Origin of the sequence: Bacillus sp. FJAT-25509, from assembly GCF_001420605.1 — a bacterium.
Taxonomy (GTDB): domain Bacteria; phylum Bacillota; class Bacilli; order Bacillales; family Bacillaceae_G; genus Gottfriedia.
In genome coordinates this window covers 262,929-288,038 of sequence record NZ_LJIZ01000032.1, presented here as the reverse complement: position 1 = coordinate 288,038, position 25,110 = coordinate 262,929, and the positions used below count along the sequence as shown (strand labels likewise).

Below are 25,110 nucleotides of genomic sequence, written 5' to 3'. Positions count from 1 at the left end.
TTAACTTAATTTCACTATAAAAAATTATAAAATTTAGAACAATCAAAAAATTTCATAATGTGAAATTTCTTATAAAAAAATGATTAAATTAATTTTTTACACTTACAAAAAAAATAAGACACCAATGGCGTCTTATTTAAAGTCCTTCCAAGAGATATTACTCTCGTTAAGTAACTCTTCGAATGATTTATTTTTCTCACGTAATCTCTTTTCTTCACGAATACGTGCTTCTTCTTCCTCTTTTAGCTTCGTTTCATTTTCTTGCAATTGTTTTTTTGTATTTTTTAATTTTTGAAGAATTTCTTCATTCATTAATGATCCTAATGATATTTTTTCTTTCTGTTCATACGCTGGTTTTACAGGCTGTTGTGGTTTTCTTTTTTTCATATTATATCACCTTCCATTTCCATTATTTTATAATAATTTATAGTAGAAAGAGAAGTATTTCATCTTTACATATATTATAAAACTACTATTTCTCTTTTTTCAAATGCTAAAACTCAGATTCTTTTGGTTCTTCATAAAAACAATAGGATGCCGCAGCATCCTATTGTTTATTTTTATATTTAAAAATCTGCATTTCCTGGTGTACGTGGGAATGGTATTACATCACGGATATTCTTCATTCCTGTTAAATACATAACAAGTCGTTCAAATCCAATTCCATAACCAGAATGTTTTGTACCGCCGTATTTTCTAAGCTCCAAATACCACCAGTAATCTTCTTCATTCATACCAAGTTCTTTGATTCGCTCTACAAGGATGTCTTCTCTTTCTTCACGTTGACTTCCTCCGATTAATTCGCCAATACCAGGAACTAATAAGTCTGTCGCAGCTACTGTCTTGCCATCTTCATTTGCTCTCATATAAAATGCTTTAATTTCTTTCGGATAGTCAGTTACGTATACAGGACGCTTGTAAATTTCCTCACTTAAGTAACGTTCATGTTCAGTTTGTAAATCTGTTCCCCATTCAACTGGGTAGTCAAACTTTTTACCAGAGTTCTGTAATAATTCAACAGCTTCAGTATAAGTAACTCTACCAAAGTCAGATTCTAACGCATTCTTTAATCTTTCAATAAGTGTTTTATCAATAAAACTATTAAAGAATTCCATTTCTTCAGGTGCCTGTTCAAATACATAATTAATTACAAACTTAACCATGTCTTCACCAAGATCCATAATATCTGGTAGTTCTGCAAAAGCAACTTCCGGCTCAATCATCCAGAATTCTGCCGCATGTCGTGCAGTATTTGAATTTTCTGCTCTAAAAGTCGGACCAAATGTATACACATTACGGAAAGCAAGGGCATAAGCTTCACCATTTAATTGGCCACTTACAGTTAAGTTAGTTTCTTTACCGAAGAAATCCGCGCCGTCATCCACTTTTCCGCCTTCAGCTTTTGGAACTTGGTTCAGATCCATTGTAGTCACACGGAACATTTCTCCTGCGCCTTCTGTATCGCTTCCAGTAATGATTGGTGTATGTACATATACATATCCTTTTTCTTGGAAGAACTTATGAATGGCATATGATGCAAGAGATCTTACTCTGAAAACCGCTGAGTAAGCATTCGTTCTTGGACGTAAATGAGCGATTGTTCTTAAATACTCAAGAGAATGTCTCTTTTTTTGTAATGGATAATCTGTATCTGATAATCCCTCAATCACAATTTTTGTTGCTTTAATTTCAAAAGGTTGTTTCATTTCCGGAGTTGGAATAAATTCACCTTCTATTAAAACAGTTGAGCTAATAGGTAACTTCGTAATTTCTTTGAAGTTTTCAAGATTGTCCTCAAATACTATTTGTACACTCTTAAAGAATGTACCGTCGTTTAACTCCATAAAACCAATTGTTTTAGAATCACGAAGAGTACGAATCCATCCTGAAATTTGAACGGTTTGGTCTTTAAAATTTTCTTGATTTCTGTATAAATCTTTTACTACAGTCTTTATCATAATTAGCCTCCTTATGTTAATTTTCCAATAAAAAAAGCCTTCTATCCCTATAAAAGGGACGAAAGACTAACTTCCGCGGTACCACCCAAATTGTCATAATATGACCAACTTTAAAGCTAACACTGCTTATCCCAGTTAATAACGTGCTGGTAACGTCTAAGCCTACTTAAGTGATCCCTTTCGGTTAGAACTCAAAGGTGTTCTTCATTCATGCTTCATCACTAGGCTTCCACCGTCCCTAGCTCGCTATCGAATATAGCAAAAACTACTGTCCTTTTCATCGATTTAAAATATGTAGTTTTTAAAGGAATTTTTCTTGTATAATTTATCATAAATCATAATCTCTTGTCTAGTTGTCCCTAAAAATATATTCATTGGAATCTATACTTTTAAACAGCTTAACCTAATTAAATCGATCTGATACACAACATTTTCCATTTGAGCCTTTTGATTAACCAAGCTCCATCTTCTTGCCTTTTTACTTACTCATGAACACCTCATGAGTAACCTAGCTCCATCTTCTTACCTTTTTACTTACTCATGAACACCTCATGAGTAACCAAGCTCCATCTTCTTACCTTTTTACTTACTCATGAACACCTTATGTGTAACTAAACTCTTCTTCTTACCCTTTTACTTACTCATGAACACCTAATGGGTTAGCATATTTCATATTTTGTATTTTTTCCTACTCATGAATCCTTTTATATCTTATAAGGATTATTTATGAACATGAAGCGACAATGTTCAATTTATAAACTCGTCATTCTTAATTTAATTGTCAAAATCCCTTTATTAAATTTTCTTTTTCCTATGATACACTTTACTAAAAAGGAGGGTTTAATTTATGGCTAGAGCTGAAGAATTGTTAAGGGATAAATTTGTTTGTTCGAAATGTAAACATACACACGCGAAAACTAAAGAAGTATCAATGTCCGGTTCAGGTTTAAGTAAATTACTAGATATTGATTATAATCATTTTTTATTTGTTTCTTGTTTAAATTGCGGTTTTGTTGAGGTTTATAATCCTTCAATTTTAGAAGGTAAAACCCGTGGTGAGTTAACGACAATTCTTGATATTCTTTTCGGATAGAAAGTGATGGTTCTATTATGATGATCTGGCTTGTTGTAGCTGTTCTTTTTCTTATTTATTTTATTGGAGTTGGCTACTATTTTACGCAGCAAGTTTTGTTTATGAAAACAAATTCACTTGAGTTTATTTATCAGCGCGAGTTGGAAAATTTCCGATTTGATGAAGGGTTGTATCGTTCTGTTCAAAAACAACCTTTTTCTATCCAATCTCGTTATGGATACGAATTAAAGGGATACTTGTTTGAGTCCTTTGATACAAATAATTGGGTCATTATTACACATGGTGTAACGGTTAATAAGAATAACTCAATTAAATATGCTGAGCTATTTTTAAGGCTTGGCTTTAATGTACTTACTTATGATCATAGGCGACATGGGGAGTCAGGTGGTCATACAACTAGCTATGGATATTATGAGAAATATGACTTACAATCTGTTGTTCAATATTTAAAGGATTTAAAAGGTGAGATTGTTCTTGGCATTCATGGAGAGTCAATGGGAGCATGTACAATGTTACAATATGCTGGTTTTGTTGAGGATTCAGCAGCTTTCTATATTTCAGACTGCGCGTTCTCTACATTCGAAGAACAGCTTACATATCGTTTGAAAATGGATTATAAACTTCCTAAATGGGCAATCCTTCCTGTTTCTAGCATTTGGTTAAAGCTTCGGAATGGATTTTTCATTAAAGATATTTCTCCTTTATCGGCAACACATAATATTAAAAATCCTGTTTTATTTGTTCATAGTAAACCAGACCCTTATATTCCATTTACACATACACTTAAATTATTCGAAGCGAAAAATCAAAATAAGAGAGAACTATTCATTGCCGAAAATGGTGCCCACGCTATGAGTTTAAATGAAAACAAAGATGATTACTATTCAATTGTTTCATCTTTTTTAAATAATATTGGCGTTAACCATAATTCAATATAAAAACTGGACAGAGTTTTTCTCTGCCCAGTTTTGGATCTATTAAAGAGCTGCCTCTAAAATTTTCAATGCATCTTCTTGATCTAATTTTTTAAAGTTACCAAATGGACCATATTTAACCGTTTTAGCAGCCATTTCAGGTAGTTGTTCTTTTGTAATACCGTACTCACTTAGACGACTTGGTGCACCGATTGAGTCCCAGAATGTGCGTAAAGCTTTAATACCAGCTAATGCCCATTCTTCTTTTGACATTGATTCTTGCCTGATATCAAATACTCTAGCTGCAAATTGACAGAAACGATCAACATTTTCGCTCATTACATATTCCATCCAATGAGGGAAAATAATTGCTAATCCTCCACCGTGTGGAATATCTGTTACTGCAGAAACTGCATGCTCTATATTATGTGTAGCCCAATCACCTTGGACACCCATACTTAAGATTCCATTTAATGCCATTGTTCCACTATATAGTAGTGTTTCACGCGCTTCATAATCATCCAATTTCTCTACTGCGATTGGAGCAGTTTCGATAACTGTTTTTAAGATTCCTTCACAGAAACGGTCTTGAATTTTTGTATTCGTTCCATGGTGGAAATATGACTCAATAACATGTGACATTATATCCACTGATCCATAAACTGTTTGATCACGAGGAACTGTAAATGTATTTTGAGGATCTAGGATTGAAAACGTTGGGTAACTAAATTTACTTCCCCAACCTAATTTTTCATTTGTTTCCCAATTTGTAATAACTGACCCAGCGTTCATTTCTGAACCAGTTGCTGCAAGTGTTAATACTGTTCCAAATTTTAATGCATCTGTTGGGAATGCTTTACGTGTAATAATATCCCAAATCTCACCATCAAATTTCGCACCAACTGCAATAGCTTTTGTACAGTCGATTACTGAACCACCACCAACAGCTAAAACAAAATCAATATTTTCGTCTTTACAAATTTGTATACCTTTATGAACTGTTGTTAATTTCGGATTTGGTTCAACTCCGCTTAGTTCATAAACTGTTTTGTCAGCTTCTTTAAGAATATCTACTATTTGATCATATAGGCCATTTCGCTTAATACTTCCACCACCGTATACAACTAAAACATTCTTTCCAAAGCTAGCAGCCTTTTCTTTTAACTTTTGTACACTATCTTTACCAAATATTAATTCTGTTGGATTTGCGAATGTAAAAAAATTCATATGTATCCCTCCTATTGTTCAAACTTAATTTTAACTTAAACAATCGAAAGGATGCATCTTAAACGACTTTTGTTTCGAATATTTTTTCATTTATTGGGAACACTAAATAATCGTATGAATGATTCATAATAAATCTAACTTTCTCATATTTAAATCCCACTTTTTCATATAATCGGCGGGCAGATGTTTTGTCTTGATCAACATTTAATGAAACACGAGTAATCCCTTTGTTTTTGGCAAAAGAAAGTAATCCCTCTAATAATTCAGTTCCAATTCCTTTGCCTTGATAATCTGGATGCACTGATAATGTATCAATATAAAAATCTTCATCATCTGCTTCCTTATCTACTTTTACATTTTGGATATTTAAATTACGACTTATTATTTCAAGCATTTCACGATCAAGTACTGATAATTCTAAGGAATGGTAGGCTATAATCACTCCTACAACTTTCCCTTCAATTTCTTTCACTAAACAATTATGGTAACTTAGTCGATTTTGTTCAGATTGAACATAATATTCTAAAATTGGGGTTGCTTGTTCGTATGATGTTGTCCCTGTTAACATAAATACAATATCTTCAATCGCTTGTACAATTAGAGGGACAATTTGTTTGGCATCTTCTTTTTTTGCTATTCGAATCATGAATTGTCACTCCTTAACATAAATTTTTACTTAGTTATCTTTAACATTTTTTTAGTATAAAAAAAATAACCTTTTCATTTTATACTAAATTCATGTTAATTTCATATTAAAAGTTAATACTTTATTAAAATACCCCATTTATTTTAACATAAATGTAATATATAATAACTTTAAGATGTGTAGGAGGAAATTTAATATGTCTGATGTTCAAATTAAGGTTTTAGATAATGGTCCTTTACGTGTAACTGGAACAGTTGATTTAGTTGATGCTGAAGGGAATACATATCCGCAAAAAGCAGCTTTCTCATTATGTCGATGCGGCATGTCAAGTAAATTACCATATTGTGACGGTACTCATAAAGGAAAATTCGAATCTGTCGTTCGAGCTCCTAAAGAATCAGAATAATTTCATTTTTCTGGCGCCGATTATTGAGCAATCCTAAATAATCGGCTTTCTTATGCCCTCATACCTTTATTATATTTGAATCATTCATAATACTGATCTAATCACATTTTATATTTAGGGAATGTACTATTTAGGGGGAAAACAATATGAAAAAGGTATTAGCTTCAGTCGTTTTATCTGCAGCATTAGTAGTACCAGGTGTAACTGCATATGCAGCGCCAAATGCAAATGAATTAAAATCTTATTTAGTTAGTATCAACCTAACTCAAAAACAATTAGAGGATTATTTAAATTCTTACTACGGTGAGTCGATCTCTGATTTCGATTCAGTTGATGAGTTAAAAGATACTTTAGGTGAAAGACTTACACAAAAAACTTTAGACGCTCTTCTAGATGAGTACGGTTACACTGAAGATGAAATTAAAGATCTAGCAGTCTACTATGATGATATGGACAAAAATGCATCATTACTAGATACATATTATTTTACTTCTGATATCGAAAACTTAATTTATTTAGATGAAGATGAGTCAGGTAGTGTAGAAGATCAATTCCCTTCTATGGAAGATATTTCTTCTGCTCTTTCAGAGTTTGGAATTACTCAAGCAGAAATTAATAATCTATCTGCATACTTAGAAAAAGTTGTAAATGATGATCCTGCTGTTGAAGCTAAATTAGAAGCATTAGGAGAACGTGCATCTGCTTTAGAAGAAAAGTATCCTGAAATTTTCTCAATGGATTCTGAGGCTGCTCCAAAAGAATTACCAGCTGAATTAAAAGTAGAATTAATGAATATCGTAAAAGAGCTTCAATCTACTTTAAAAATTGATATTAAAGTTGCGATTGAACAAAATGGCGTTAAATCTCCTTTAACTTTTGCTAAATTACTTACTATGGATGATTCTATGGATTCTATGGAAAATATAAAAGTATATTTAGAGATTTATGATAATGCTGGTAATCTATTATTAGACGCTGTATTTTCACCAGATGAACTTTTAGGTGATGACCAGATTGTAGATATCGTTAAAGATACTCAAAAAGCAATTAAAAACCCAAAACCAGCAACTAAGAACCCAAAACCTAATGTTATTGTAAGAACGGAAAATGGCGGTAAACTTCCTACTACTGCAACTCATACAACTGAATGGACAATGGTTGGTATGTTAATGATGTTAGCTGCTGTTGTTTTACGTAAAAAGGTAATTGTTAAACGATAAGCTATGAATCGTAAACGAAAAGTTCTACTTATATTTTCAGCACTCCTTTTTATTGTCGGATTATTTTTTGCTACAACAAATGCTTATTCTTTAATTAAAACCTACGTACTGTATAAACAGTCTAAGGATGATTTCAAAAAAGAAATCAAAACAGAAACAGCAACTAAATTGAAGCAAATTAAAAGAGATGAACCGCTTTACAAGACTTATCCTAAATTTGGCGATGAAATGGGTACATTAACGATTCCTCGACTTCAAGCAACTCTACCAATCTTCCACGGGACAGATGAGGATGAGCTTGCAAAAGGAATAGGTCATTACGCTAAATCTGTGATGCCAGGTGAAAGAGATAATAGTGTTCTTGCTGGACATCGAGATACTGTATTTCGTGGGCTCGGTAAAGTAAAAGTGGGCGATCCGTTAATTGTTAAAACTTCGGCTGGCACATTTACTTACAAGGTTCATAAAATTCGTATCGTTGATAAAGATGATCGCACTGTTATTATTCCAAAACCAAGACCAACTTTAACGGTAAGTACTTGTTATCCGTTTAATTTTATTGGACATGCACCGCAGCGCTATATACTTGTAGCTGGTTTAGTCAAATCAGAAGTAAATAAATAAACAAAAAAATGCTTACTATACAATAGTGAGCATTTTTTTATTAGTAGTTTCATATTTTTCATTAATTTTCTAGTACAGCCCAAAATTTTTCGTTATTTAAATTGCGAACACTCCATTGGTAGTGTCCATCACTGCAAGTTTCTGAAAAGAAATTTGCCGAATAAATACTATAAAATAAAACGTATAAATGGATTGTACTTCTAACCTCTTCTCCTAATCGATCAACTACTTTATTTAAATATTTTGCTAGCTTTATTTCACCCAATTCATCATATAAATCAAATAAAATCCAGCTTAATGCAACATCAAATAACGGGTCTCCATATAATGTCATTAATCCGAAATCAATTACACCATTAATTTGTCCATCTGAATTTACTAATAGATTTGATGGATAATAATCACCATGTACTAATGCATATTCCCCTTCATATCCAACTGAAAATGCATCTATTAAACGTTTTAATTTCACTTCGTAATCTGATACATCTCTTTTCAAATAATAATCTACTTCTGTATTCTTTCTTAGTAGCGATTGCTTTAAAAAACCGTTCCAGTCCTTTGAAGAAACTTCTTCATAATCACTTAATAATTTAATGCCTTTAAATTGCTTTTCTAATTCAATCCTTTGAATACTTAATATTGTAGATAGATAGTTTTCAAAGAAAGAATCTAATACTTGCTCATCATAATTTGATAAATCCTTTTGTATATTTCTGCCTTCAATTCGTTTTTCAATTGTTAAAACAACGCCCTTCTCTTTTATAATCTCGTGAATTTTAGGTAATTCAAAATTTGCATCACTAGAATTCATTGATTCATAAAATTGCTTTAATATTTCTAGCTTTGAATGGGCTGTTGGTTTATATAATTTTAAGACTCTCTTTTGATCATAAGAGTAGACTTCTGCTTCTTGTCCCTTTCCTAAAAAATTCAATTCGCTTATATTGTACTTTTTCAAAATGTAATCCCTAACATTTTGTGTGATCATCTTTTGTTCCCCATTTTCCCTTATTTATCTTTTTTTCAATTCTATTTCCATCTATTCCTACTTCTTCCAAAATAGCCTACTATTTCTTATACGGCAATACAAATTATTTAATGATTTTTCTCCGTATTAGCTTCCTACTCTTCTTTTGATACCCATGAACCTTGTGCTTTTCGTATGTAGAGTATTTGCCCGATATGATAAGCATTATGTGTACATAAATTAGATAATGCTCCCCACCAGACTGCATCTACTGGAAAGTTTGGAATTTGTTCATAAAGCTTTGATTCATCTGCTTCTTTTATGGCTTGCTGCCAATTCGCTAAATTCTCGTCTAACCGTTCAACAAGCTCCTGCCAATATTCCCTTGTTAAATTTTCCATTTCTCGAAAAGTTGAAGCATTACTATCGATTACTTCAGTTGGTATTTCTCCTTTAAATCTTCTCAACCATCGTTCATTATAGAAATACAGATGGTATACGATTTCAGCGATCGTATGAGTAAAATCATTTTGTCTCCAACTTATATCCTCTAAACTTAAATTCTCCAATGCTACATTTAAAGGTTGAATCCAACTTTCAACATTACGACAGACTTCCAATTGATCTAATATAAACTCTTTTTTACTCATAGATCATTCTCCTTTGTTAATTTTATACTTTACGATATGTACTTTCGTGGTTATTACTAGATTCACCTTTATTACTTTATGATTTTAACTTATTAAAAAATGCACTACTTTTTTAAAAAGCAGTGCATTCTTGTAACGGGATAGGAGAATCTTTTGAAGCATAACGATAAAATCTTATACTAATGAACTCTGAATAGATTAATTGTTGCTCCAGCACCTTGTAACAACTTAACATCTCCAACAAAGTCAAATAATTGAAGTGAAATTGTATCTCCAGCTTCTAATGGTAAGATCATTTGACTACCGTAAATGGATCTATTCACTTCATTTACGATTGCTGATGCATTAATAGGTCTACCGTTTATTAATATTCTTGTAGATACGGCTAATAGTGCATTTAAATTCACAGTGTAAGTAATAAAATAATTACCTGGTGCCTCAACTGTTAGTCGATCATTTGCTCGATCAATTGTAATTCCTTCACCTAAATACTGAAATGATGGAAAAGTTACAACTGTTCCTTCTTGTATTACTGAAATTGTTCCACCACTATTTGTAACAAATGCAAAGCTTTCGCCAGGAGGTATTGGTGGACAATGATGTCTTGGGTGTCTTGAATGTCTCATATTATCACCTTTCATTATTATTAGACATAAATCCTCTTAGGAGTAACATATTAAAGACTTGTCTATATAGTTTATTAATATGAAAGTTTTTTCTTTTCGTTACAGCATGTCCACTAGTTTTTTTATTTTTTTCAATTTTAATAGAATAAAAAAACTTAGTCATCATCGGACTAAGTTCTGTTAAATCATATAGTATTGCGAGTTCTATGACCTCTCTAGTACATTTACAATCCGATTTAATAGTTCATTTTGCTTCTTTAATTCCTCGTTTCGGATTTTAAATAATTTATAGAAGTAGGAGATTACTACTATAAGACCTATAGGAATTGCAATGTAAAAAAGCATAATAATGATTGGAAATATACCTAAGGCTACATCCATTTTAACACTCCACATCCTTTATAGTTTATATTTAGATTATGTTAACCTATACAATCTTTATGTCTTTAAAATAGGGAAAAGGAATAAGAAGTGTCTACAAAGTATAGAAAGAATGCAAAAAAAGAGAGTCTCAAAAGTACTTTGACTTTTAAACTCTCTCTTGCCGGTCTACAAATTGAATGTAATTAACTTTGTTTCAATTTTTGTTTTTGATCTAAAAAATGATAGATTGCATGGGCTACGCCTGCTTCTTCATTTGTTTTTGTAACAAATGTACAGTAGCTTTTTAGTTCTTCTTTCGCATTTCCCATAGCTACTGGAAAACCTACTCGATTAAACATAGAGACATCATTAAAACTATCGCCAATTGCCATGCTCTCATTTAAATCTACTCCAAGGATTGGTGCAAGCTTTAATAATGCCGCTCCTTTACTTACATTTGCTGCATTAATTTCAACGTTATTTGAGCCTGACGAAGTAATTAATAGTCCCTCTTCTTGCATTAGTTTTAGACGAATGCGACTAATAACCTCTTCATTCTTGGAAAGAAATAATATTTTATATACATCAAGATCCTTAAAATCTTCAATAGAAGAGTAAGTTCGAACCTTTCTTAAAGTAGCTGTCACTTTGTGTGTCTTGCCAGTTTGCTTATCAGTAAAAAATTCATCATATAGTGTATCTCGACACTTTGTAAATGATCCTTCACTAGTACTAATAATAAATGTTTTATTTTCTGCTTCACATATGCTTAAGGCTTTCGCAAAAATTTCTTTATCCATTGAATCGTTGTGCAAAATTTTTGCCTCATAGTCATATATTTGGGAGCCATTTAAACAGACAATCGGACAAGTTAGACCAGCTTCATCTAATACTTCCTTTGCACTTTCATACATTCTACCTGTAGAAATAACAACATGGATTCCTTCCTTTTGTGCTGCCCGGATGCTTTCAACATTTTCCATAGGTATTCCATTCTTACCATTTACCAGTGTACCATCCATATCAATTGCAATTAATGCCATGTCGTTCTCTCCTTTTCTACTATTCTCTTATAATCTGAATGCTAACTATTCACCAATTCTACTAAATTATTCTTATTACAATTTATCTATTTCTATTTTATGATTTCATTCTCTATTATTATAACGCAAAAAAAGACCTTCTGCATTTCAGAAGGTCTTTGGACTGCCTACAAAACTCATTTTCTAACCATAATAAAGCCTATAACTCTATCTCAATAATCTCCTTACCAACCAAGCGTGCGCCTTGTTTTGCTACGACAATTCCACTTGTAGAAGTGAATACGTTGTTTGCTACAATTTTATCCATTACTTGATTGATTAATGTTGGATTAACTGGAATGGTTGGATTGTCTACTGTTAGCGTAACGACCTTTTCGTTTTCATTTAAAAATTTAAGTTCTAATGTTTGAATCATGTCGCTTTCCTCCTTTTTTATAGACTGTTTAAAAGTAGTCCATTGCTTAATACTTCTAGTTCTACTAACGGTAGATCTTGCAATGATGCTAAAGCATTGCCAATTTCACTTAGCTTCACTAAATCAACATCAACTCGGACATTTTTATATGCCTTCCTCTTGATCATGATTTTTCCTTGTGCGTCTTTTCCTGCATGTAAATTTACATACAATGTTAGTTGTTGAGTAGCAATTTGTGCCATTTTCAACTCCCCCTTTCGATGTATATGTACTTAAAAAAGAGGGAGTTTTCGTTAACGGTTCATTATTTTTTTTGATTTTCAAGATCCAATTTTCACGTCCACAATATCACTTAATAACAGCTCCATATATCCAGCTTGTTCTTCATAAATGGATAGCCTATTTTGGTGTAAATTAATTTTCCCTATTTTTCCTTTTACATTATGGTGATAGTGATCTTTATAATAAGTAATTTGTACACTTTCATCTTCGTGAATTGCCTGTTGAAGATGACGGTTCATTTCCTCTAATAGTTGTTCATCTACATCTTTTTGTTGTTCATAATTTTGTGATACTTTCCAATCACGAAGCATTTTTACATGTTCTGGTAACATCATTGACGTCCATTTAATCGTGCCACGGTCACGTATCATCGGCATTCTTCTCCTTTTTTCTCATTTTATCTTAGGTAGAACTAGTGGTTTTCACCTGCAGGGAGAAAAGGACGAAAGGAAATCTTTTACCCTTTATGTCCACCTACCAGCTTGCTTCGGGCAAGTGCTGTTCCTCCTTCTGCATAAGAAACAGCCCAGAGGAGCGAAGATGATCCGTATTTTTTTCGGACTGCGTCCATCACATATCCTAAATTACGCTTTTGAGGTTTTTTCTGGTCAAACAAATTTAACTGCATGATTTCGTCACTTACAATATTCGAAAGAGAAATGAGAATTTGCCGAACTGTCTTCCCTTCATAATATCGATCAAATAATTTTGTACAGATTTCATACAAATCTGAAGTAATATTTGTAGGTTCATCCATTGTAAAAGCATGGGAAAATCCTCCACCGAATTCTTCACGACTATATCCAATTCCTAATGTAATCGTACGTCCTGCCTTCTTAGCATTACGAGTTCGGCGTGCAACCTCTTCACACATTTCACGAATAACAAACTTAATTTCTTCGACTTTCGTATAATCTCTCATTAATATTTGGCTTTTACCAAAACTAATCTGTCCATTCATTATTGGCGCACCTAGCTCAGACAGATCTACTCCCCACGCATGATGATATAGTTGATTTCCCATCACCCCGAATTTTTTCTCCAGCAAATGAAGAGGATATTTCGCTAACTGTCCTACTGTAAAAATACCCATTGCATTTAAAGTTCGTTCGGTTCTTTTACCGATTCCCCACATTTCACTAAGAGGACTCACCTGCCATAGTTTTTTTTCTACATCTTCATAAGTCCACTCCGCTATCCCATCTTTTTTTCCTTCTAAATCTAAGCACAGCTTCGACAAAAGCATGTTCGGTCCAATCCCAATCGAACAAGGTAATTGAAATCGTGCCATAATTTCAGTACGAATTTTTTCGGCAATCTCCCATGCATCACCCCATAATCTCTTCACTCCATCCACCTTTAAAAAACATTCATCAACACTGTATACATGTAAATCCTCTAAGGGTACAAATTCATTTAATAACTTTACTATGTTTGTTGAGATTTCTAGATATTTTGACATTGAAGGATTTACAATTTTAATTCGCGGATCTTTCGGTATTTCAAAAACCCTTGATCCCGTTTTAATCCCAAATTCCTTTTTTAATCGTGGGGAAGCTGCAAGGACGATACTTCCTTCTCTCTCTACATCTCCAACAACTGCTAAATAACATTCTAATGGATCTAATTCGAGCATGACCGCAGAACAACTTGCATAAAAGCTCTTCATATCGATGCATAATATCCGATGATGTGGTAACTCTTCATAACAAATGCTCATACATATCACTCCGATTTTCCAAAAAATAGCAGAACTAATGTTCTTATTTTTATTATAAACATATATTAAACGAATATACGTTCGATTTCAATAAAATTTTTTCATTAGGAACAATACAAAATTTTAGCTATACTAAAGTTAGCTTAAGGGAGGAAACTAAAAGTGGATGGACAGTTTGTAAAGCAGATGATTAAACGAGCGTTAATGCAATATAGAGGAGAACACGAACAGTGGATTACAGCTGATATGCTAGATAAACTGTACGATCAAATCGTTACCGAACAATTAAATGATGATCGTGAATTATATGAATTAGTACAAGATATTGTTTACGAATACGTAACGAATTATGCCTAAGCAATCGAAAAAACCCGAGAAAGAACGTCCAGTTCTCTCTCGGGTTTTATGAATAGATAAATGATATTTCACTCGTAATTCCAACTTCTTCATCAAAACCAATAATGATTTCCATTGCATAGGATGAAAAACGATGAATCTCTTCTAAGTAAAAACCAATTGCGTCTGATATTTGTTGCTCACCATACAATACGTTCAGATGATTGGCCGAAACTTGACAACTTACCCCAACATCTTCATCAAATTGAAACTCAATTTGCACACTTTCTGGGCGTATTCCTTCTAAATCAGCCACATATACACAAATTGCATTGGCAACATCTTGTTCATCAAAATAGATTTTCACAAGTCACCTCGAAGGGAAAAAATTAATATCGGTTTCTACGAAAGATTTTCTTAATAAACCAAATAATCACTACTATCACTAAAAAATCTAATAGTAATCCAAAAAATGAAAAACCAAAGTGCTGACCACCATAGTAGCCACCAAACGGGTTTAGCATCGAGCCAAAAAGAGAGCCTAACCCAAATGCACCTGCATACCCTAAAAAATTCCTTCCAGGACTTCTATAAGATCGATAACTCGACCTAGGTGCTGTTGGTCGATAACTTCTATTAGAACGATACGATCTCCTAATGGCAAGATGCGTTGATGGTTGTTTGCTAAAAACAAAAGAATTAGTATTCACCTTAATACGTTGATGGTTATATGTATTACTACTTGCATCAACCGGGATTGACAAAGCAAGCATAAAAAACAAAATCCACATTGATATTAGAGAATTTATTTTTTTCAATATTGACCCTTCTTTCATCATCACATCTTTCTTAGTATGGATTATTTTAATAAAAAAATGTGATAATTAAAGAGGCCTATAACCACTTAATACTTTGTTTTGTAAACAACTGATCCGCTAATAGGTGCGAAAAATAACCGACTGTACCAGCTAACCATAATCCATTTATCATTAAGTCTTTTTGCAGCAAATAACAAATTCCACACCAAAAAGCTAAAAAGTAAAGGGAATGAGTTGGTCCACGATGCTTTAATCTCGAAGAAACAGCAACAAATACTCCAAGCGCAAAGATTGACCAATAACCATGAAAGAAAAACCAACCAATAACTGCAATTAATATGCCTGTTAACATTAATATTGTTTTTATATTCCGTAACCAGCTAACACAAACAATAAATAATGTGAGAATACCTACTGCATAAATCCATGAACCAGAATAAATTAATTTCCCTGTTTTCACAACAATAAATAATGTAGCTGCTAAAAATAATAAGCTGAAAAGAACTTTTAGCGGCATTGAAACTTTTTTTGTTAATGAACTATTATGATGATCTAAATCAGGAGCTAAACTACTGATTGCACCAACTATAAGTGGGACGGTCATAGAATCATTTTTTGTTGCATACATTGTGACACCAGTTGCAAATAATCCTACAATTACATGACTTTTTCCATCCAAAATATTTACCTTCCTTATCTTACATACTCATACTTTTATTATAGTCGGATAAGGTTAGTTTTCATATGAATATATTAGCAAATGATGGTAATTTAAGAATAATTAATGTCTTTATATTCATTGACGATTGTTCTTTTTTCTGACAAAATATAGGAAGCTTAGGTGTTATAGAAAACTAGTCGGTTTGTAAGCCTTTTGGGCGAAGACTAAAGACGTAGTTGCACTTACACTTTATTCCTAGAATTGGCTACTACATCAAGTAATCGACGTCGCTAGCCAGTTTACTTTTTAAAGTGTAATAAAATACTTTCACAGTTTGCTTTGGGGGAAATTATGCAAGAAAAAGAAATGAGTGTCATTGACCATTTAGATGAACTTCGAAATCGAATAATAAAAGTTATTGTTGCATTCGTTATTTTTTTAGGGATTGGATTATATTATACGAAAGCTATATTCAATTTCCTTGTTCAAGATTTGCATGGAAAGCTTCTAGCGCTTGGTCCAAGTGATGTCCTTTGGATTTATCTAATGATTGGTGGGGTGTTCGCGATCGCGTGTAGTATCCCTGTCATAGCTTACCAAATATGGGCGTTTGTAAAGCCGGCCTTGCATGTAAAAGAACGAAAAAGCACAATGCTTTACATACCAGCTTTATTCTTATTGTTCGTTTGTGGATTAGCATTTGGCTATTATTTCATCTTTCCAAACGTTTTAAAATTTTTACAGGATATTGGAGAAGACTTAGTAACAGTTACATTCACAGCTGAACGCTATTTTAGCTTCTTATTTAACTTAGTTGTTCCTTTTGCGTTTTTCTTTGATTTACCAGTCATTATACTATTTTTAACAAGTATCGGAATCGTATCACCGGCATTTTTAAGAAAAACTCGACGATTTGCATATTTTATCCTTATTATTATCGGAACAGCAATTTCACCGCCTGATTTTGTATCTGATATGATGACAAGCTTACCATTGTTAGTTATATACGAATTAAGTATTCTTGTTTCATCACTTGCATATAGAAGACGTATTAAACGACTACAACATGAATCAGAATAAAAAACAAAAATGGACAGCAATTAACATGCTTGTCCATTTTTTCTTGACTATTCCTCATAATAAAATATGTGATGTATACAAAGTAACAACCAAACCTGAAAAACTATAAATTAACGATGCTTTAATAGCAATTTTTCTTTGAAAATCTTTATGTAAATCATTAAATTCTAATCCAGCAGCACGCAACCATTGATACCGCTGCAATGGAGTATAACTTACTTTTTTAGCTGTTTTCCAATAAAGGAAGACCGTCGTAACGAATCCTACCATAATAGCAATATTACTAGCCGATGAATCCGAGAGAACACTAACAAGGAACGTCAAAATTACTTGTACAATTAAAATAGCAAAAACGTAAATGAACTTTTTCATGTTAATCCTCCTTATTTAAGCTTATTTAAATTATAACAAAGATGTATTTTTCAGAATAGTAAAAATTTTGTAGAAATCGTGGGTAATTAGAACTAAATAGACAACAAAAGGATAAGAAATTGAGTATGTTTATAAGAGAAAAATGTAAAAGAGACTAAAAAATTCTATTCCCTTCTTCCTATTTGAGTTTGTACGTTCGACTTTAAACTTGCACCAAACGAACGTTAGTTCTATAATAAAAATAGAAAAAAGATTCCCATTTATATGAGAATCTTTTAGTTTAATTAATTGTTAGTTTGAGCTGATCTCATCTTTTGATTTCGGCACGATGATGATTGTTTCTCCTTTTTTAGAGAACATGTATTGATCACGCGCATAGTTTGCTATGAAATCCGGATCATTTAATAGTCTAATCTGTCTGTTTAAATCTTTTTCAGTTTTAGCCACTTTTTTTTGTTCGACATGTAATGTTGAAAGTTCATGTTGCTTTGCCGAAGCGATCTTGTTTTGACTAAACATATATATTCCAGACACGACAATGAAAGACAAAAATAATATTGTCAAAATGATTCGATGGATTCTTATTGTTTTTCTTTTTTGAGTTTGCGGAAATTGATTACGAGAAGGCTTGTTTAATTCTTCTCTTTGTGGATTATATAACTTTCGTGCTTCTGCCTTCACGTTAAAAACCTCCCTTTAAAAATATTATTCTACTCTAGTTTAACAAGTAATATCTTTTTAGAAAAGAAAAAAAAGGTAAAACAAGTAAAAATTTGACTATTTTACACAAAAACTCGTCTTTTTTGTCGAGTTCTCGTCATGTATCCTATCAATAAAAGATACCATTAATTACCTCATTTTCTTATTTTTTGAATATTTTAAATTTTTTTAACAAAAGTGGTTGACGAATATTTTCCCATCATGTATATTAAATATAAATTAACTGAATATTTAAACAGTTAAATTTTAGTAATCATGTTATACACATCCCCCCAATCCCTATCACCCAATTAGATAGGGATCTTTTTATGTTCAAAATCACAAGCCAACAAATTACCAATTTAGGGAAAGTTGGATTATAATACTTTTTAAAGGAGGTACGAGAAAATGCAAAAATTAGAAATTGGTGCTGCCCAAGATGCACTTCAAAATTATATAAATCAAACAGTCTATTTACATTTAGAAACTACAAATGGTGCATATGCTAATCACTTTAATGAAAAAGTAATGACAGTAAATGCCTTTATCAGAAATACGAAAGTAATCATTAGCCGTGCTACGATCACAGGCAAATACCCATACCGTGTCGGACTAAAGCTTGAGGAAGGCTGGGTTGTTGCAGAAGGATTAACTGATTTTGAAGTTGATGACCAAGGTCGCCTCCTACTAGCAGGTCATAATGAGGATGGAAAGCTTGCAATCGCAATACATTTAAGCTATACGCCATTTTAAGAGAGGAGCACTAAAAATGAGTCAAAAACAAGAAAAAGTATTACTTGTGTTCCCTCACCCTGATGATGAAGCTTTTGGGGCTGCTGGAACGATTTCTAAGTTTACAAATAAAGGGATTCCGGTTACATACGCTTGTTTAACTTTAGGAGAAATGGGACGAAATATGGGAAATCCATTTTTCGCAACAAGAGAATCACTTCCTACAATACGTAAAAACGAATTAATCGACGCTTGTAGAGAAATGGGAATCCAAGATTTAAGAATGCTCGGATTCCATGATAAAACAATTGAATTCGAAAACCCTGAGGATGTAATTAATCCAATAAAGGAAATTATCGACGAGATTCAGCCAACATTATTAATTACTTTTTATCCAGAACATGGTGTCCACCCCGACCATGATGCAACTGCAAGAGCTGCTGTTGAAGCAGTTCGACGAATGGATGAAGAAGATCGTCCAACAGTATGGTGTATTGCAATTACAAAAGAACGTTTTGAAGTATTAGGGAAACCAGATATCGTGAATGATGTAATGGATGTAGCAACCCAGAAACTAAGAACAATGAAAGCACACCGTTCTCAAACAGAAGCGATGCTAAAAGACGTTGTAAAAATCGAAAAATTTGAGGATATACCCGATGATCGATTAAAATCATTTTTTGCGAAGGAATCATTCTATACTTATCAGTTTGAATAAGAACTTGCAAAAACCAGTATAAGAAGGTAAAAACCTTATTTATGTAGAAAGAAAAAGAGATTAAACTATTCTGGAGGTTAGTGAAATGTTGAAAATGAGGTATTTAATTTTATATGTTTCAAGTCTAGAAAAATCTCTTACTTTCTATACTGAGTCTTTAGGCCTTCCTATTCGTGGAAATCATGGTACGTATGTAGAATTAGATACAGGCAATACCGTACTTGCTATGATTGAACGTAGCAATGTTCAAGAGCTTACTGGATTAAATTATAAATATACTGAGGCAACCTCTCAAACCTTTGAAATCGGATTTGTAACTGATGATGTGAATTCTACAATAGAAGATTTACGAACAAAAGGTGTAAATATCATCAAAGAACCAATTACAAAGCCATGGGGTCAAACAGTAGCATATGTAGCAGATCCAGACGGACATTTTATTGAAATTTGTAGTTCAATGGACTAATAAAATAGCTAAAAAAATCCATCTCTAAAAAGAGATGGATTTTTTTAGCTATTGAAAAACAACCTTGTCAATAAACTTACCAAATTTTCGTAAAGGAGTAGAGTGATGTTGATTTCCACTACAGGATGCTCGCTTTCCATGGGGCGAGATTCTTTAGCCTCCTCGGCGAGCCTGCGGGGTCTCAGCCTTCCCGCATATCCCATAGGAGTCGAGCATCCCTCCGTTACAATCAACTTATTCATCTAAAAAAAGTCAGCTATAAATCCTAATCAAATAGCCTTTACTAAGAGTATCCTATCAGTTGTTTATTAATCAGTTTGAAGGTCAATTAATATCGAACATTAATTAATAAACTAATCAATTGAATTTTTTTTTCTAAAAATTAGCTCATACTATTTTTAACTTCTGAAAAAAACTTACAAGTGTTATTGGAATCATAAAATTGTCAAACATATTAAAATTTAAAAGCATTAATAGATCATCAAAAAAATGATAATTTCATTTTTAATAAATGTTCATTTAATGTCCTTTTTCTCTATTAAGCATTTTATATTTTTTCAAACTTACACAAAATTTCTAGTAGAACTATTACGACTAAACTTATAAATAGCAATTAAGAAAAATGCTGCCGCAAAAACTAGAAGGATTAAAATATTTAAATATAAGCTTCCTAAACTACTTCCTTGTTGCAATTTTGCCAAAGTCTCTAACGTCCATCTTTGAGGGAGAAAATCTGCAATTCTTTGTACTGATGATGGCATAATCTCAATTGGCCAGAAACAACCGGAGATCATGACAGTTGGAACAACGATTAAGTTCTGCAATGCTCCAGATGATTTTGAACTATTTGAGAACGCCACAATCATTAATGAGATTCCTACTGAGATCAAAGCAAAAAGCATCATAACAATTGCCGCTTCCCAAAACGGAATATGAATATCAATATGAAACACTTTAGTCATAAAGAGAAGCGTAATAATTACTTGAATAGTCATTACAATCATATTGACTACAACATTTGAGAAAATATATTTTCTAGCATTAATAGGTGCTGACAAAAGTCTGTAGTAAATTCGATTTTCTTTTTCCTTTAAAATAATTTCAGAAAGATTCCCTGCAGACATTAACATAATCATAATCAAAAAGCCTAAACTATATGTCGTCATATTTTCAGACTGAGATGAATCTGATAATGTTTTTGTTGCTACCTTGAAGCTTGCGTTTTGGTAGTTGGAATACATTTGATTAAATTTAGTTTGGTCTGTTTTTGCCACTTTACTAATTGCCGAAACATTATCGATATAATTGTATAAATAAGATTTTACAAAGCTCGTAATTTGAGCACCTTTTATAGAAGATATTTGAATATGATCTGGATTACCAGAACGTACACTATCTGTAAAACCATCATGGAACGAAATAACACAATCAAGTGATCCTGAAGCAAGCTTATCATTGGCATCAGAAGTGTTTATTATTTCAATACGAACGTTATCTAAGTGTTCTAAAAACATAATCGTATCATTTGCAATATATTGATGATCCTCATTGACAACTCCAACGTGAACAATCGTTTTATTTGAACCACCATAAGCTAGAAAGGAAATAAAAATACCAATTAGAGGTACTAAAATATACATAATAACATTTTTCTTATTTTTAAAAGTAGCTCTTAAAGTATTCGAAATTAGCCAAAAAACTGTCTGCATCTTACAGTCCCTCCCTTCTTTGTAGAGAAATAGATGCAAGAAATAGGAATAACAATGAAAAACCTATATTAAAGACAAGCGCAGGAATCGCAGCTGACAAGTCGTTTGCATAAATAATTTTTGTAATTGCAGTATTAACCCATGTAAGTGGGGAAAAATGTGTAATGATTTTTAAAAACCCGCTAGTATCGCCCAATTTAAAGTAAGCTCCACCAAAGAATGAAGATAACTGCACAACAATCATGATAATTGCTCTAGATGATGCATTTGATTTCGTGATATAGCTTACAACCAATCCTAAACTAATTGATAGAAGAACTTCCGTTAGTAAAACAATAAAGACTAATAATAGATGGCTACCCCAGTTAGCTTTAAAAAAGAATTTACTGAAATAGACAACTACAATAATGCACAGAAAGTTAGCAACCAAACTTCCAAGTATTTTTCCTATAAAAATCTCAAATTTAGAAATAGGAGAAACAATTAATCGATCAGCTGTTTTTCTCATTCTTTCTCCAGTAATCAACTTACTTGCAGACATTGCTGCATAAAGAGCAATCATAGTCGTCATTGCAATCGCGTAATAATCCATTGAACCTGGCTGTTTATTTGATGCAATGGAAGTATCCTTAATATAATCGTCATGTGAATTACCTAAAAAGACTTCTTTAACTTGAGTTGGGTCAATTTTTGCAACTTCAACTCCAACATTATATTTATCTACAAAAGAAGTTAACATTCCTTGAATAACGCTACCTTCAACACTGTTTCCTTCATTTATATAAAGCTTAATTCCGTTATCTTGAATAGAAATATAGCCATCATAATGATTTCGTTTAACTTCTTTCTCACCATTTGTATTACTCGCCGCTTTTTTAAAATGAATCCCAGACTTTTTCGTACCTTTAATTAATTCGTTAAAATACTTCGAAAACTCACCAGTTGTAGATTGATCTTTATATAGAACATGCACATCCTTAATCGGGACGGATGTTGTAAAAGCATTTGAAAGTGAAGTACCTAAAACAAGCATTAAAATGATTGGAAAAGCTAACATAAAAAATAAGGTCCTTACATCTCGAAAGTCTCGCTTAATTTCCATGAAAGCAATATTAAAAATGTTCAAGTCAATTGCCTCCTTGTTAAATAATTTTTCATGAAGTTAATCACGCAAATTTCGACCGGTTAATGTAAGGAAAACAGTTTCTAAGTTAGGAGCATTTTCCTGTAATGAACTGATTTCAATTTCATTATTTATAAAATGCTGAATGATTTTATTTAGATTATTCACACCATTATCTGAAGTAATCGTAATAACATTATCTAAAATATGAACATTCTCTACGCCATTAATCGCTTTTAGCTCAGTAACATCAATGTTTTCAGCCGTTTTAACTTCAATTCGAATATCCTTTGTATTCGTAATAATCGATTTAAGCTGTTCTTTCGTTCCTTCAGCGATGATTTTCCCATGGTCAATAATTGAAATACGTGAGCATATTTCTTCAACTTCTTCCATGTAATGGCTCGTATAAATGATTGTACAGCCCATTTCGTTAAGCTTACGTACACTATTAAGAATATAATTTCGGGAATGTGGATCTATCCCAACAGTTGGTTCATCCATAATAATAAGCTTAGGTCGGTGTGCAATCGCACACGCAATATTTAATCTTCTCTTCATTCCACCAGAGAAATTTTTTGGATATTCCTTAAATTTATCTTCTAACCCTACAAATTGTAGCGCTTCTTCTACTCTTTCATTTAATTCCAAACCTCTTAAACCATAAAGTCCAGCGAAAAATCTTACATTTTCATAGGCAGTTAAATCTTCATAAATAGCTAAGTCCTGAGGTACCATTCCAATATTCATTTTTGCGAACTTACTATTCTTCTTACTGTTTTTACCTAGGATTTCTACAGTACCTTGATTACTTCGAAGTAGCCCTGAAATAATATTAATTGTCGTACTTTTTCCTGCTCCATTTGCTCCAAGAAATCCAAAAATTTCTCCTTCTTCAATTGATAAAGACATATTATCGACTGCTATAAAATCCCCAAACTTTTTAGTTAAATTTTTTATCTCTAAAACTTTCATCCTCTCACCTCTTAAGCTTTGTGTATGATGCTATTATAAGCAAAAGGGTGAACTAATATCAGTGTATTAGTTCACCCTTTTTACATGAGAATATTCATGTTTTTATTTAGGCAAAATCATCATGGACTTAATAGAAATTCATATCACATGATGAAATTATTGGATTGGAAGCAACGTTGTAACTGAAAAACCATCATGACCATCAACTATTATTTTCCCGTTTATAGCCGCTGTTCTCTCTTCCATCCCAATGATGCCTAAACCTTTTTTAATTTTCACTTTCCCTTTACCATTGTCTTTTACATTTGTTTTTATCATTTTATTCATGACATGTATTTCAATCGAAACCTCTGTAGCATCTGCATATTTCATCGTATTTGTTAAAGCCTCAACTACATTTTCTTGAATTACTTTCCATTGAATTGGTGTAATAAGGTCGAGGTTTCCTTTATAGACAAACAATGTTTTTAAATCATGCTTAGCAGAAAATTCATCTATGAATAATTTCATATGATGAATTCCCATTTGTTCAGTTGGAGGCTTCATATTTTTTAAAGTGAGTCTTATGTTTTCAATTCCATCCTTAGAAATATTAATCGCATTTTGAAGCAATTCTAATGCTTTATCCTGATTAGTACTCATTAAATGTTTAGCTGCTTCCATTTGATATAGCGCACCAGTCATTGAATGCCCAATTTTATCATGTATTTCTTGAGAAATACGATTTCGTTCCTCCAATTTAAAGGTATATTCCGATTGCTCGATAAACTCATTATGGTTATTTATCTTTTTTGAAAGCTTTTGAATCGTACTCCTCATCTTGTCAATTTGATCTTCTTTAAACTGTAATCTGGTGTTATACAAATTAACAATCGAAAAGACGATAAAACTAAATAATGAAATTAATCCATAAATAGGCTGTAAAGACTTTGGTAAGTAGAAAATTGGAAGTAATGCAAGAAAACAACCAATCCATTTTTTCGAAGTAAAAAAAGAAACGAGCTCTAAGATAGACACTGGCAGTAGTAAAAGAAATAATGGCTGAATCTTTAAATTGGAATAGACAATTAAACAAATTGATAAAATTAGTAAAAGATTTATCAACGATCTATTTTTTATTAAATAAAGACTAATATTCAAACAAAAATAAACAAGTAATGCAAAAAGTACCCAAGAGAAATTAGGAATTTCATTTTGAATACAAATTAAAGCTATATATAAGATAATAGAGAGTTTATTTAAAATAATCCAACGCTCCATATGT

31 protein-coding genes and 1 other annotated feature are annotated in these 25,110 nt (G+C 32.3%); of the genes, 10 read left to right on the top strand and 21 right to left on the bottom strand.

The window, feature by feature from the left end:
* Positions 1 to 132: 132 nt before the first annotated feature.
* Positions 133 to 387, bottom strand: a complete 255-nt coding sequence (locus tag AN960_RS20440) for a YqkE family protein (RefSeq protein ID WP_056475570.1) — start codon at positions 385 to 387, stop codon at positions 133 to 135.
* A 179-nt stretch (positions 388 to 566) separates the two neighbouring features.
* Positions 567 to 1,958 (bottom strand): asparagine--tRNA ligase, encoded by a 1,392-nt coding sequence (asnS, locus tag AN960_RS20435; protein WP_056475567.1) that lies wholly within the window; start codon positions 1,956 to 1,958, stop codon positions 567 to 569.
* Positions 1,959 to 2,009: 51 nt separating this feature from the next.
* Positions 2,010 to 2,248: a binding site (T-box leader), on the bottom strand.
* A 557-nt stretch (positions 2,249 to 2,805) separates the two neighbouring features.
* On the opposite strand from asnS, the gene AN960_RS20430 reads away from it, so the two are divergent.
* Positions 2,806 to 3,051 carry a zinc ribbon domain-containing protein gene (locus tag AN960_RS20430; RefSeq protein WP_056475564.1) on the top strand — a complete coding sequence of 82 codons (246 nt, stop codon included), beginning with the start codon at positions 2,806 to 2,808 and terminating at the stop codon, positions 3,049 to 3,051.
* Positions 3,052 to 3,068: 17 nt separating this feature from the next.
* A complete protein-coding gene (locus tag AN960_RS20425) occupies positions 3,069 to 3,989 on the top strand; it encodes an alpha/beta hydrolase (RefSeq protein ID WP_056475562.1) in 921 nt (306 codons plus the stop codon).
* Between the two features lie 39 nt (positions 3,990 to 4,028).
* Here the strand turns inward: AN960_RS20425 and AN960_RS20420 are convergent, their stop codons facing one another.
* Together AN960_RS20420 and AN960_RS20415 are read right to left on the bottom strand one after the other, a co-directional pair.
* The gene (locus AN960_RS20420; RefSeq protein WP_056475558.1) at positions 4,029 to 5,192 is read right to left on the bottom strand and encodes an iron-containing alcohol dehydrogenase; all 1,164 of its coding nucleotides are present in this window, start codon (positions 5,190 to 5,192) and stop codon (positions 4,029 to 4,031) included.
* Positions 5,193 to 5,250: 58 nt separating this feature from the next.
* Complete coding sequence (locus AN960_RS20415) at positions 5,251 to 5,838, bottom strand: GNAT family N-acetyltransferase (protein ID WP_056475555.1); 588 nt, start codon at positions 5,836 to 5,838, stop codon at positions 5,251 to 5,253.
* Positions 5,839 to 6,034: 196 nt separating this feature from the next.
* Here AN960_RS20415 and AN960_RS20410 point away from each other — a divergent pair, with 196 nt between their 5' ends.
* From AN960_RS20410 to srtD, 3 genes are all read left to right on the top strand, one after another.
* A complete protein-coding gene (locus tag AN960_RS20410) occupies positions 6,035 to 6,244 on the top strand; it encodes a CDGSH iron-sulfur domain-containing protein (protein WP_056475552.1) in 210 nt (69 codons plus the stop codon).
* 146 nt (positions 6,245 to 6,390) lie between these two features.
* Entirely contained in the window at positions 6,391 to 7,464 is a 1,074-nt protein-coding gene (locus AN960_RS24635) for a processed acidic surface protein (protein WP_056475549.1), read from the top strand.
* 3 nt (positions 7,465 to 7,467) lie between these two features.
* A complete protein-coding gene (srtD, locus tag AN960_RS24630) occupies positions 7,468 to 8,088 on the top strand; it encodes a class D sortase, LPxTATN-specific (RefSeq protein WP_056475543.1) in 621 nt (206 codons plus the stop codon).
* A 61-nt stretch (positions 8,089 to 8,149) separates the two neighbouring features.
* Here srtD and AN960_RS20395 read toward each other — a convergent pair whose 3' ends face one another.
* The 8 genes from AN960_RS20395 to AN960_RS20360 form a co-directional block, all read right to left on the bottom strand.
* On the bottom strand, positions 8,150 to 9,079 hold the full coding sequence (locus AN960_RS20395; protein ID WP_056475540.1) for a phosphotransferase family protein: 930 nt from the start codon (positions 9,077 to 9,079) through the stop codon (positions 8,150 to 8,152).
* A gap of 134 nt (positions 9,080 to 9,213) precedes the next feature.
* Positions 9,214 to 9,708 carry a DinB family protein gene (locus tag AN960_RS20390; RefSeq protein ID WP_056475537.1) on the bottom strand — a complete coding sequence of 165 codons (495 nt, stop codon included), beginning with the start codon at positions 9,706 to 9,708 and terminating at the stop codon, positions 9,214 to 9,216.
* 179 nt (positions 9,709 to 9,887) lie between these two features.
* Positions 9,888 to 10,334, bottom strand: coding sequence for a BclA C-terminal domain-containing protein (locus AN960_RS20385; RefSeq protein WP_056475534.1), 447 nt, complete (start codon positions 10,332 to 10,334; stop codon positions 9,888 to 9,890).
* Positions 10,335 to 10,900: 566 nt separating this feature from the next.
* Positions 10,901 to 11,740, bottom strand: coding sequence for a Cof-type HAD-IIB family hydrolase (locus AN960_RS20380; RefSeq protein ID WP_056475533.1), 840 nt, complete (start codon positions 11,738 to 11,740; stop codon positions 10,901 to 10,903).
* A gap of 199 nt (positions 11,741 to 11,939) precedes the next feature.
* Entirely contained in the window at positions 11,940 to 12,155 is a 216-nt protein-coding gene (locus AN960_RS20375; RefSeq protein ID WP_056475532.1) for a DUF2922 domain-containing protein, read from the bottom strand.
* 17 nt (positions 12,156 to 12,172) lie between these two features.
* On the bottom strand, positions 12,173 to 12,397 hold the full coding sequence (locus AN960_RS20370) for a DUF1659 domain-containing protein (RefSeq protein WP_056475529.1): 225 nt from the start codon (positions 12,395 to 12,397) through the stop codon (positions 12,173 to 12,175).
* 78 nt (positions 12,398 to 12,475) lie between these two features.
* The gene (locus AN960_RS20365) at positions 12,476 to 12,808 is read right to left on the bottom strand and encodes a YolD-like family protein (RefSeq protein ID WP_056475525.1); all 333 of its coding nucleotides are present in this window, start codon (positions 12,806 to 12,808) and stop codon (positions 12,476 to 12,478) included.
* Between the two features lie 86 nt (positions 12,809 to 12,894).
* Entirely contained in the window at positions 12,895 to 14,157 is a 1,263-nt protein-coding gene (locus tag AN960_RS20360; RefSeq protein ID WP_056475522.1) for a Y-family DNA polymerase, read from the bottom strand.
* A 162-nt stretch (positions 14,158 to 14,319) separates the two neighbouring features.
* On the opposite strand from AN960_RS20360, the gene AN960_RS20355 reads away from it, so the two are divergent.
* Entirely contained in the window at positions 14,320 to 14,514 is a 195-nt protein-coding gene (locus tag AN960_RS20355; protein ID WP_056475519.1) for a YqzH family protein, read from the top strand.
* A 46-nt stretch (positions 14,515 to 14,560) separates the two neighbouring features.
* Here AN960_RS20355 and AN960_RS20350 read toward each other — a convergent pair whose 3' ends face one another.
* The 3 genes from AN960_RS20350 to AN960_RS20340 all read right to left on the bottom strand — a co-directional run bounded on the left by AN960_RS20350 (position 14,561) and on the right by AN960_RS20340 (position 15,990).
* Positions 14,561 to 14,860 carry a DUF2653 family protein gene (locus AN960_RS20350; RefSeq protein ID WP_056475516.1) on the bottom strand — a complete coding sequence of 100 codons (300 nt, stop codon included), beginning with the start codon at positions 14,858 to 14,860 and terminating at the stop codon, positions 14,561 to 14,563.
* Between the two features lie 22 nt (positions 14,861 to 14,882).
* The gene (locus AN960_RS20345; RefSeq protein WP_156339735.1) at positions 14,883 to 15,266 is read right to left on the bottom strand and encodes a hypothetical protein; all 384 of its coding nucleotides are present in this window, start codon (positions 15,264 to 15,266) and stop codon (positions 14,883 to 14,885) included.
* A gap of 121 nt (positions 15,267 to 15,387) precedes the next feature.
* Complete coding sequence (locus tag AN960_RS20340) at positions 15,388 to 15,990, bottom strand: metal-dependent hydrolase (RefSeq protein ID WP_056475511.1); 603 nt, start codon at positions 15,988 to 15,990, stop codon at positions 15,388 to 15,390.
* 333 nt (positions 15,991 to 16,323) lie between these two features.
* On the opposite strand from AN960_RS20340, the gene tatC reads away from it, so the two are divergent.
* Positions 16,324 to 17,052: a twin-arginine translocase subunit TatC gene (tatC, locus tag AN960_RS20335; protein WP_056475508.1), complete on the top strand. Its 729-nt coding sequence runs from the start codon at positions 16,324 to 16,326 to the stop codon at positions 17,050 to 17,052.
* 54 nt (positions 17,053 to 17,106) lie between these two features.
* Here the strand turns inward: tatC and AN960_RS20330 are convergent, their stop codons facing one another.
* Both AN960_RS20330 and AN960_RS20325 read right to left on the bottom strand, forming a co-directional pair.
* Positions 17,107 to 17,424: a hypothetical protein gene (locus AN960_RS20330; RefSeq protein WP_056475504.1), complete on the bottom strand. Its 318-nt coding sequence runs from the start codon at positions 17,422 to 17,424 to the stop codon at positions 17,107 to 17,109.
* A gap of 291 nt (positions 17,425 to 17,715) precedes the next feature.
* Positions 17,716 to 18,105 (bottom strand): FtsB family cell division protein, encoded by a 390-nt coding sequence (locus tag AN960_RS20325; protein WP_056475502.1) that lies wholly within the window; start codon positions 18,103 to 18,105, stop codon positions 17,716 to 17,718.
* Between the two features lie 426 nt (positions 18,106 to 18,531).
* Here AN960_RS20325 and AN960_RS20320 point away from each other — a divergent pair, with 426 nt between their 5' ends.
* From AN960_RS20320 to AN960_RS20310, 3 genes are all read left to right on the top strand, one after another.
* A complete protein-coding gene (locus tag AN960_RS20320; protein ID WP_056475499.1) occupies positions 18,532 to 18,876 on the top strand; it encodes a YojF family protein in 345 nt (114 codons plus the stop codon).
* Positions 18,877 to 18,892: 16 nt separating this feature from the next.
* Entirely contained in the window at positions 18,893 to 19,573 is a 681-nt protein-coding gene (gene bshB2 / locus AN960_RS20315) for a bacillithiol biosynthesis deacetylase BshB2 (RefSeq protein ID WP_056475496.1), read from the top strand.
* A gap of 85 nt (positions 19,574 to 19,658) precedes the next feature.
* Positions 19,659 to 20,039, top strand: coding sequence for a VOC family protein (locus tag AN960_RS20310; RefSeq protein ID WP_056475494.1), 381 nt, complete (start codon positions 19,659 to 19,661; stop codon positions 20,037 to 20,039).
* A 563-nt stretch (positions 20,040 to 20,602) separates the two neighbouring features.
* Here AN960_RS20310 and AN960_RS20305 read toward each other — a convergent pair.
* From AN960_RS20305 to AN960_RS20290, 4 genes are all read right to left on the bottom strand, one after another.
* On the bottom strand, positions 20,603 to 21,748 hold the full coding sequence (locus AN960_RS20305; RefSeq protein ID WP_056475491.1) for an ABC transporter permease: 1,146 nt from the start codon (positions 21,746 to 21,748) through the stop codon (positions 20,603 to 20,605).
* Position 21,749: 1 nt separating this feature from the next.
* On the bottom strand, positions 21,750 to 22,874 hold the full coding sequence (locus AN960_RS20300; RefSeq protein ID WP_056475488.1) for an ABC transporter permease: 1,125 nt from the start codon (positions 22,872 to 22,874) through the stop codon (positions 21,750 to 21,752).
* A 36-nt stretch (positions 22,875 to 22,910) separates the two neighbouring features.
* Positions 22,911 to 23,846, bottom strand: coding sequence for an ABC transporter ATP-binding protein (locus AN960_RS20295; RefSeq protein ID WP_056475485.1), 936 nt, complete (start codon positions 23,844 to 23,846; stop codon positions 22,911 to 22,913).
* A 156-nt stretch (positions 23,847 to 24,002) separates the two neighbouring features.
* Entirely contained in the window at positions 24,003 to 25,106 is a 1,104-nt protein-coding gene (locus tag AN960_RS20290; protein WP_056475481.1) for a sensor histidine kinase, read from the bottom strand.
* Positions 25,107 to 25,110: the final 4 nt, after the last annotated feature.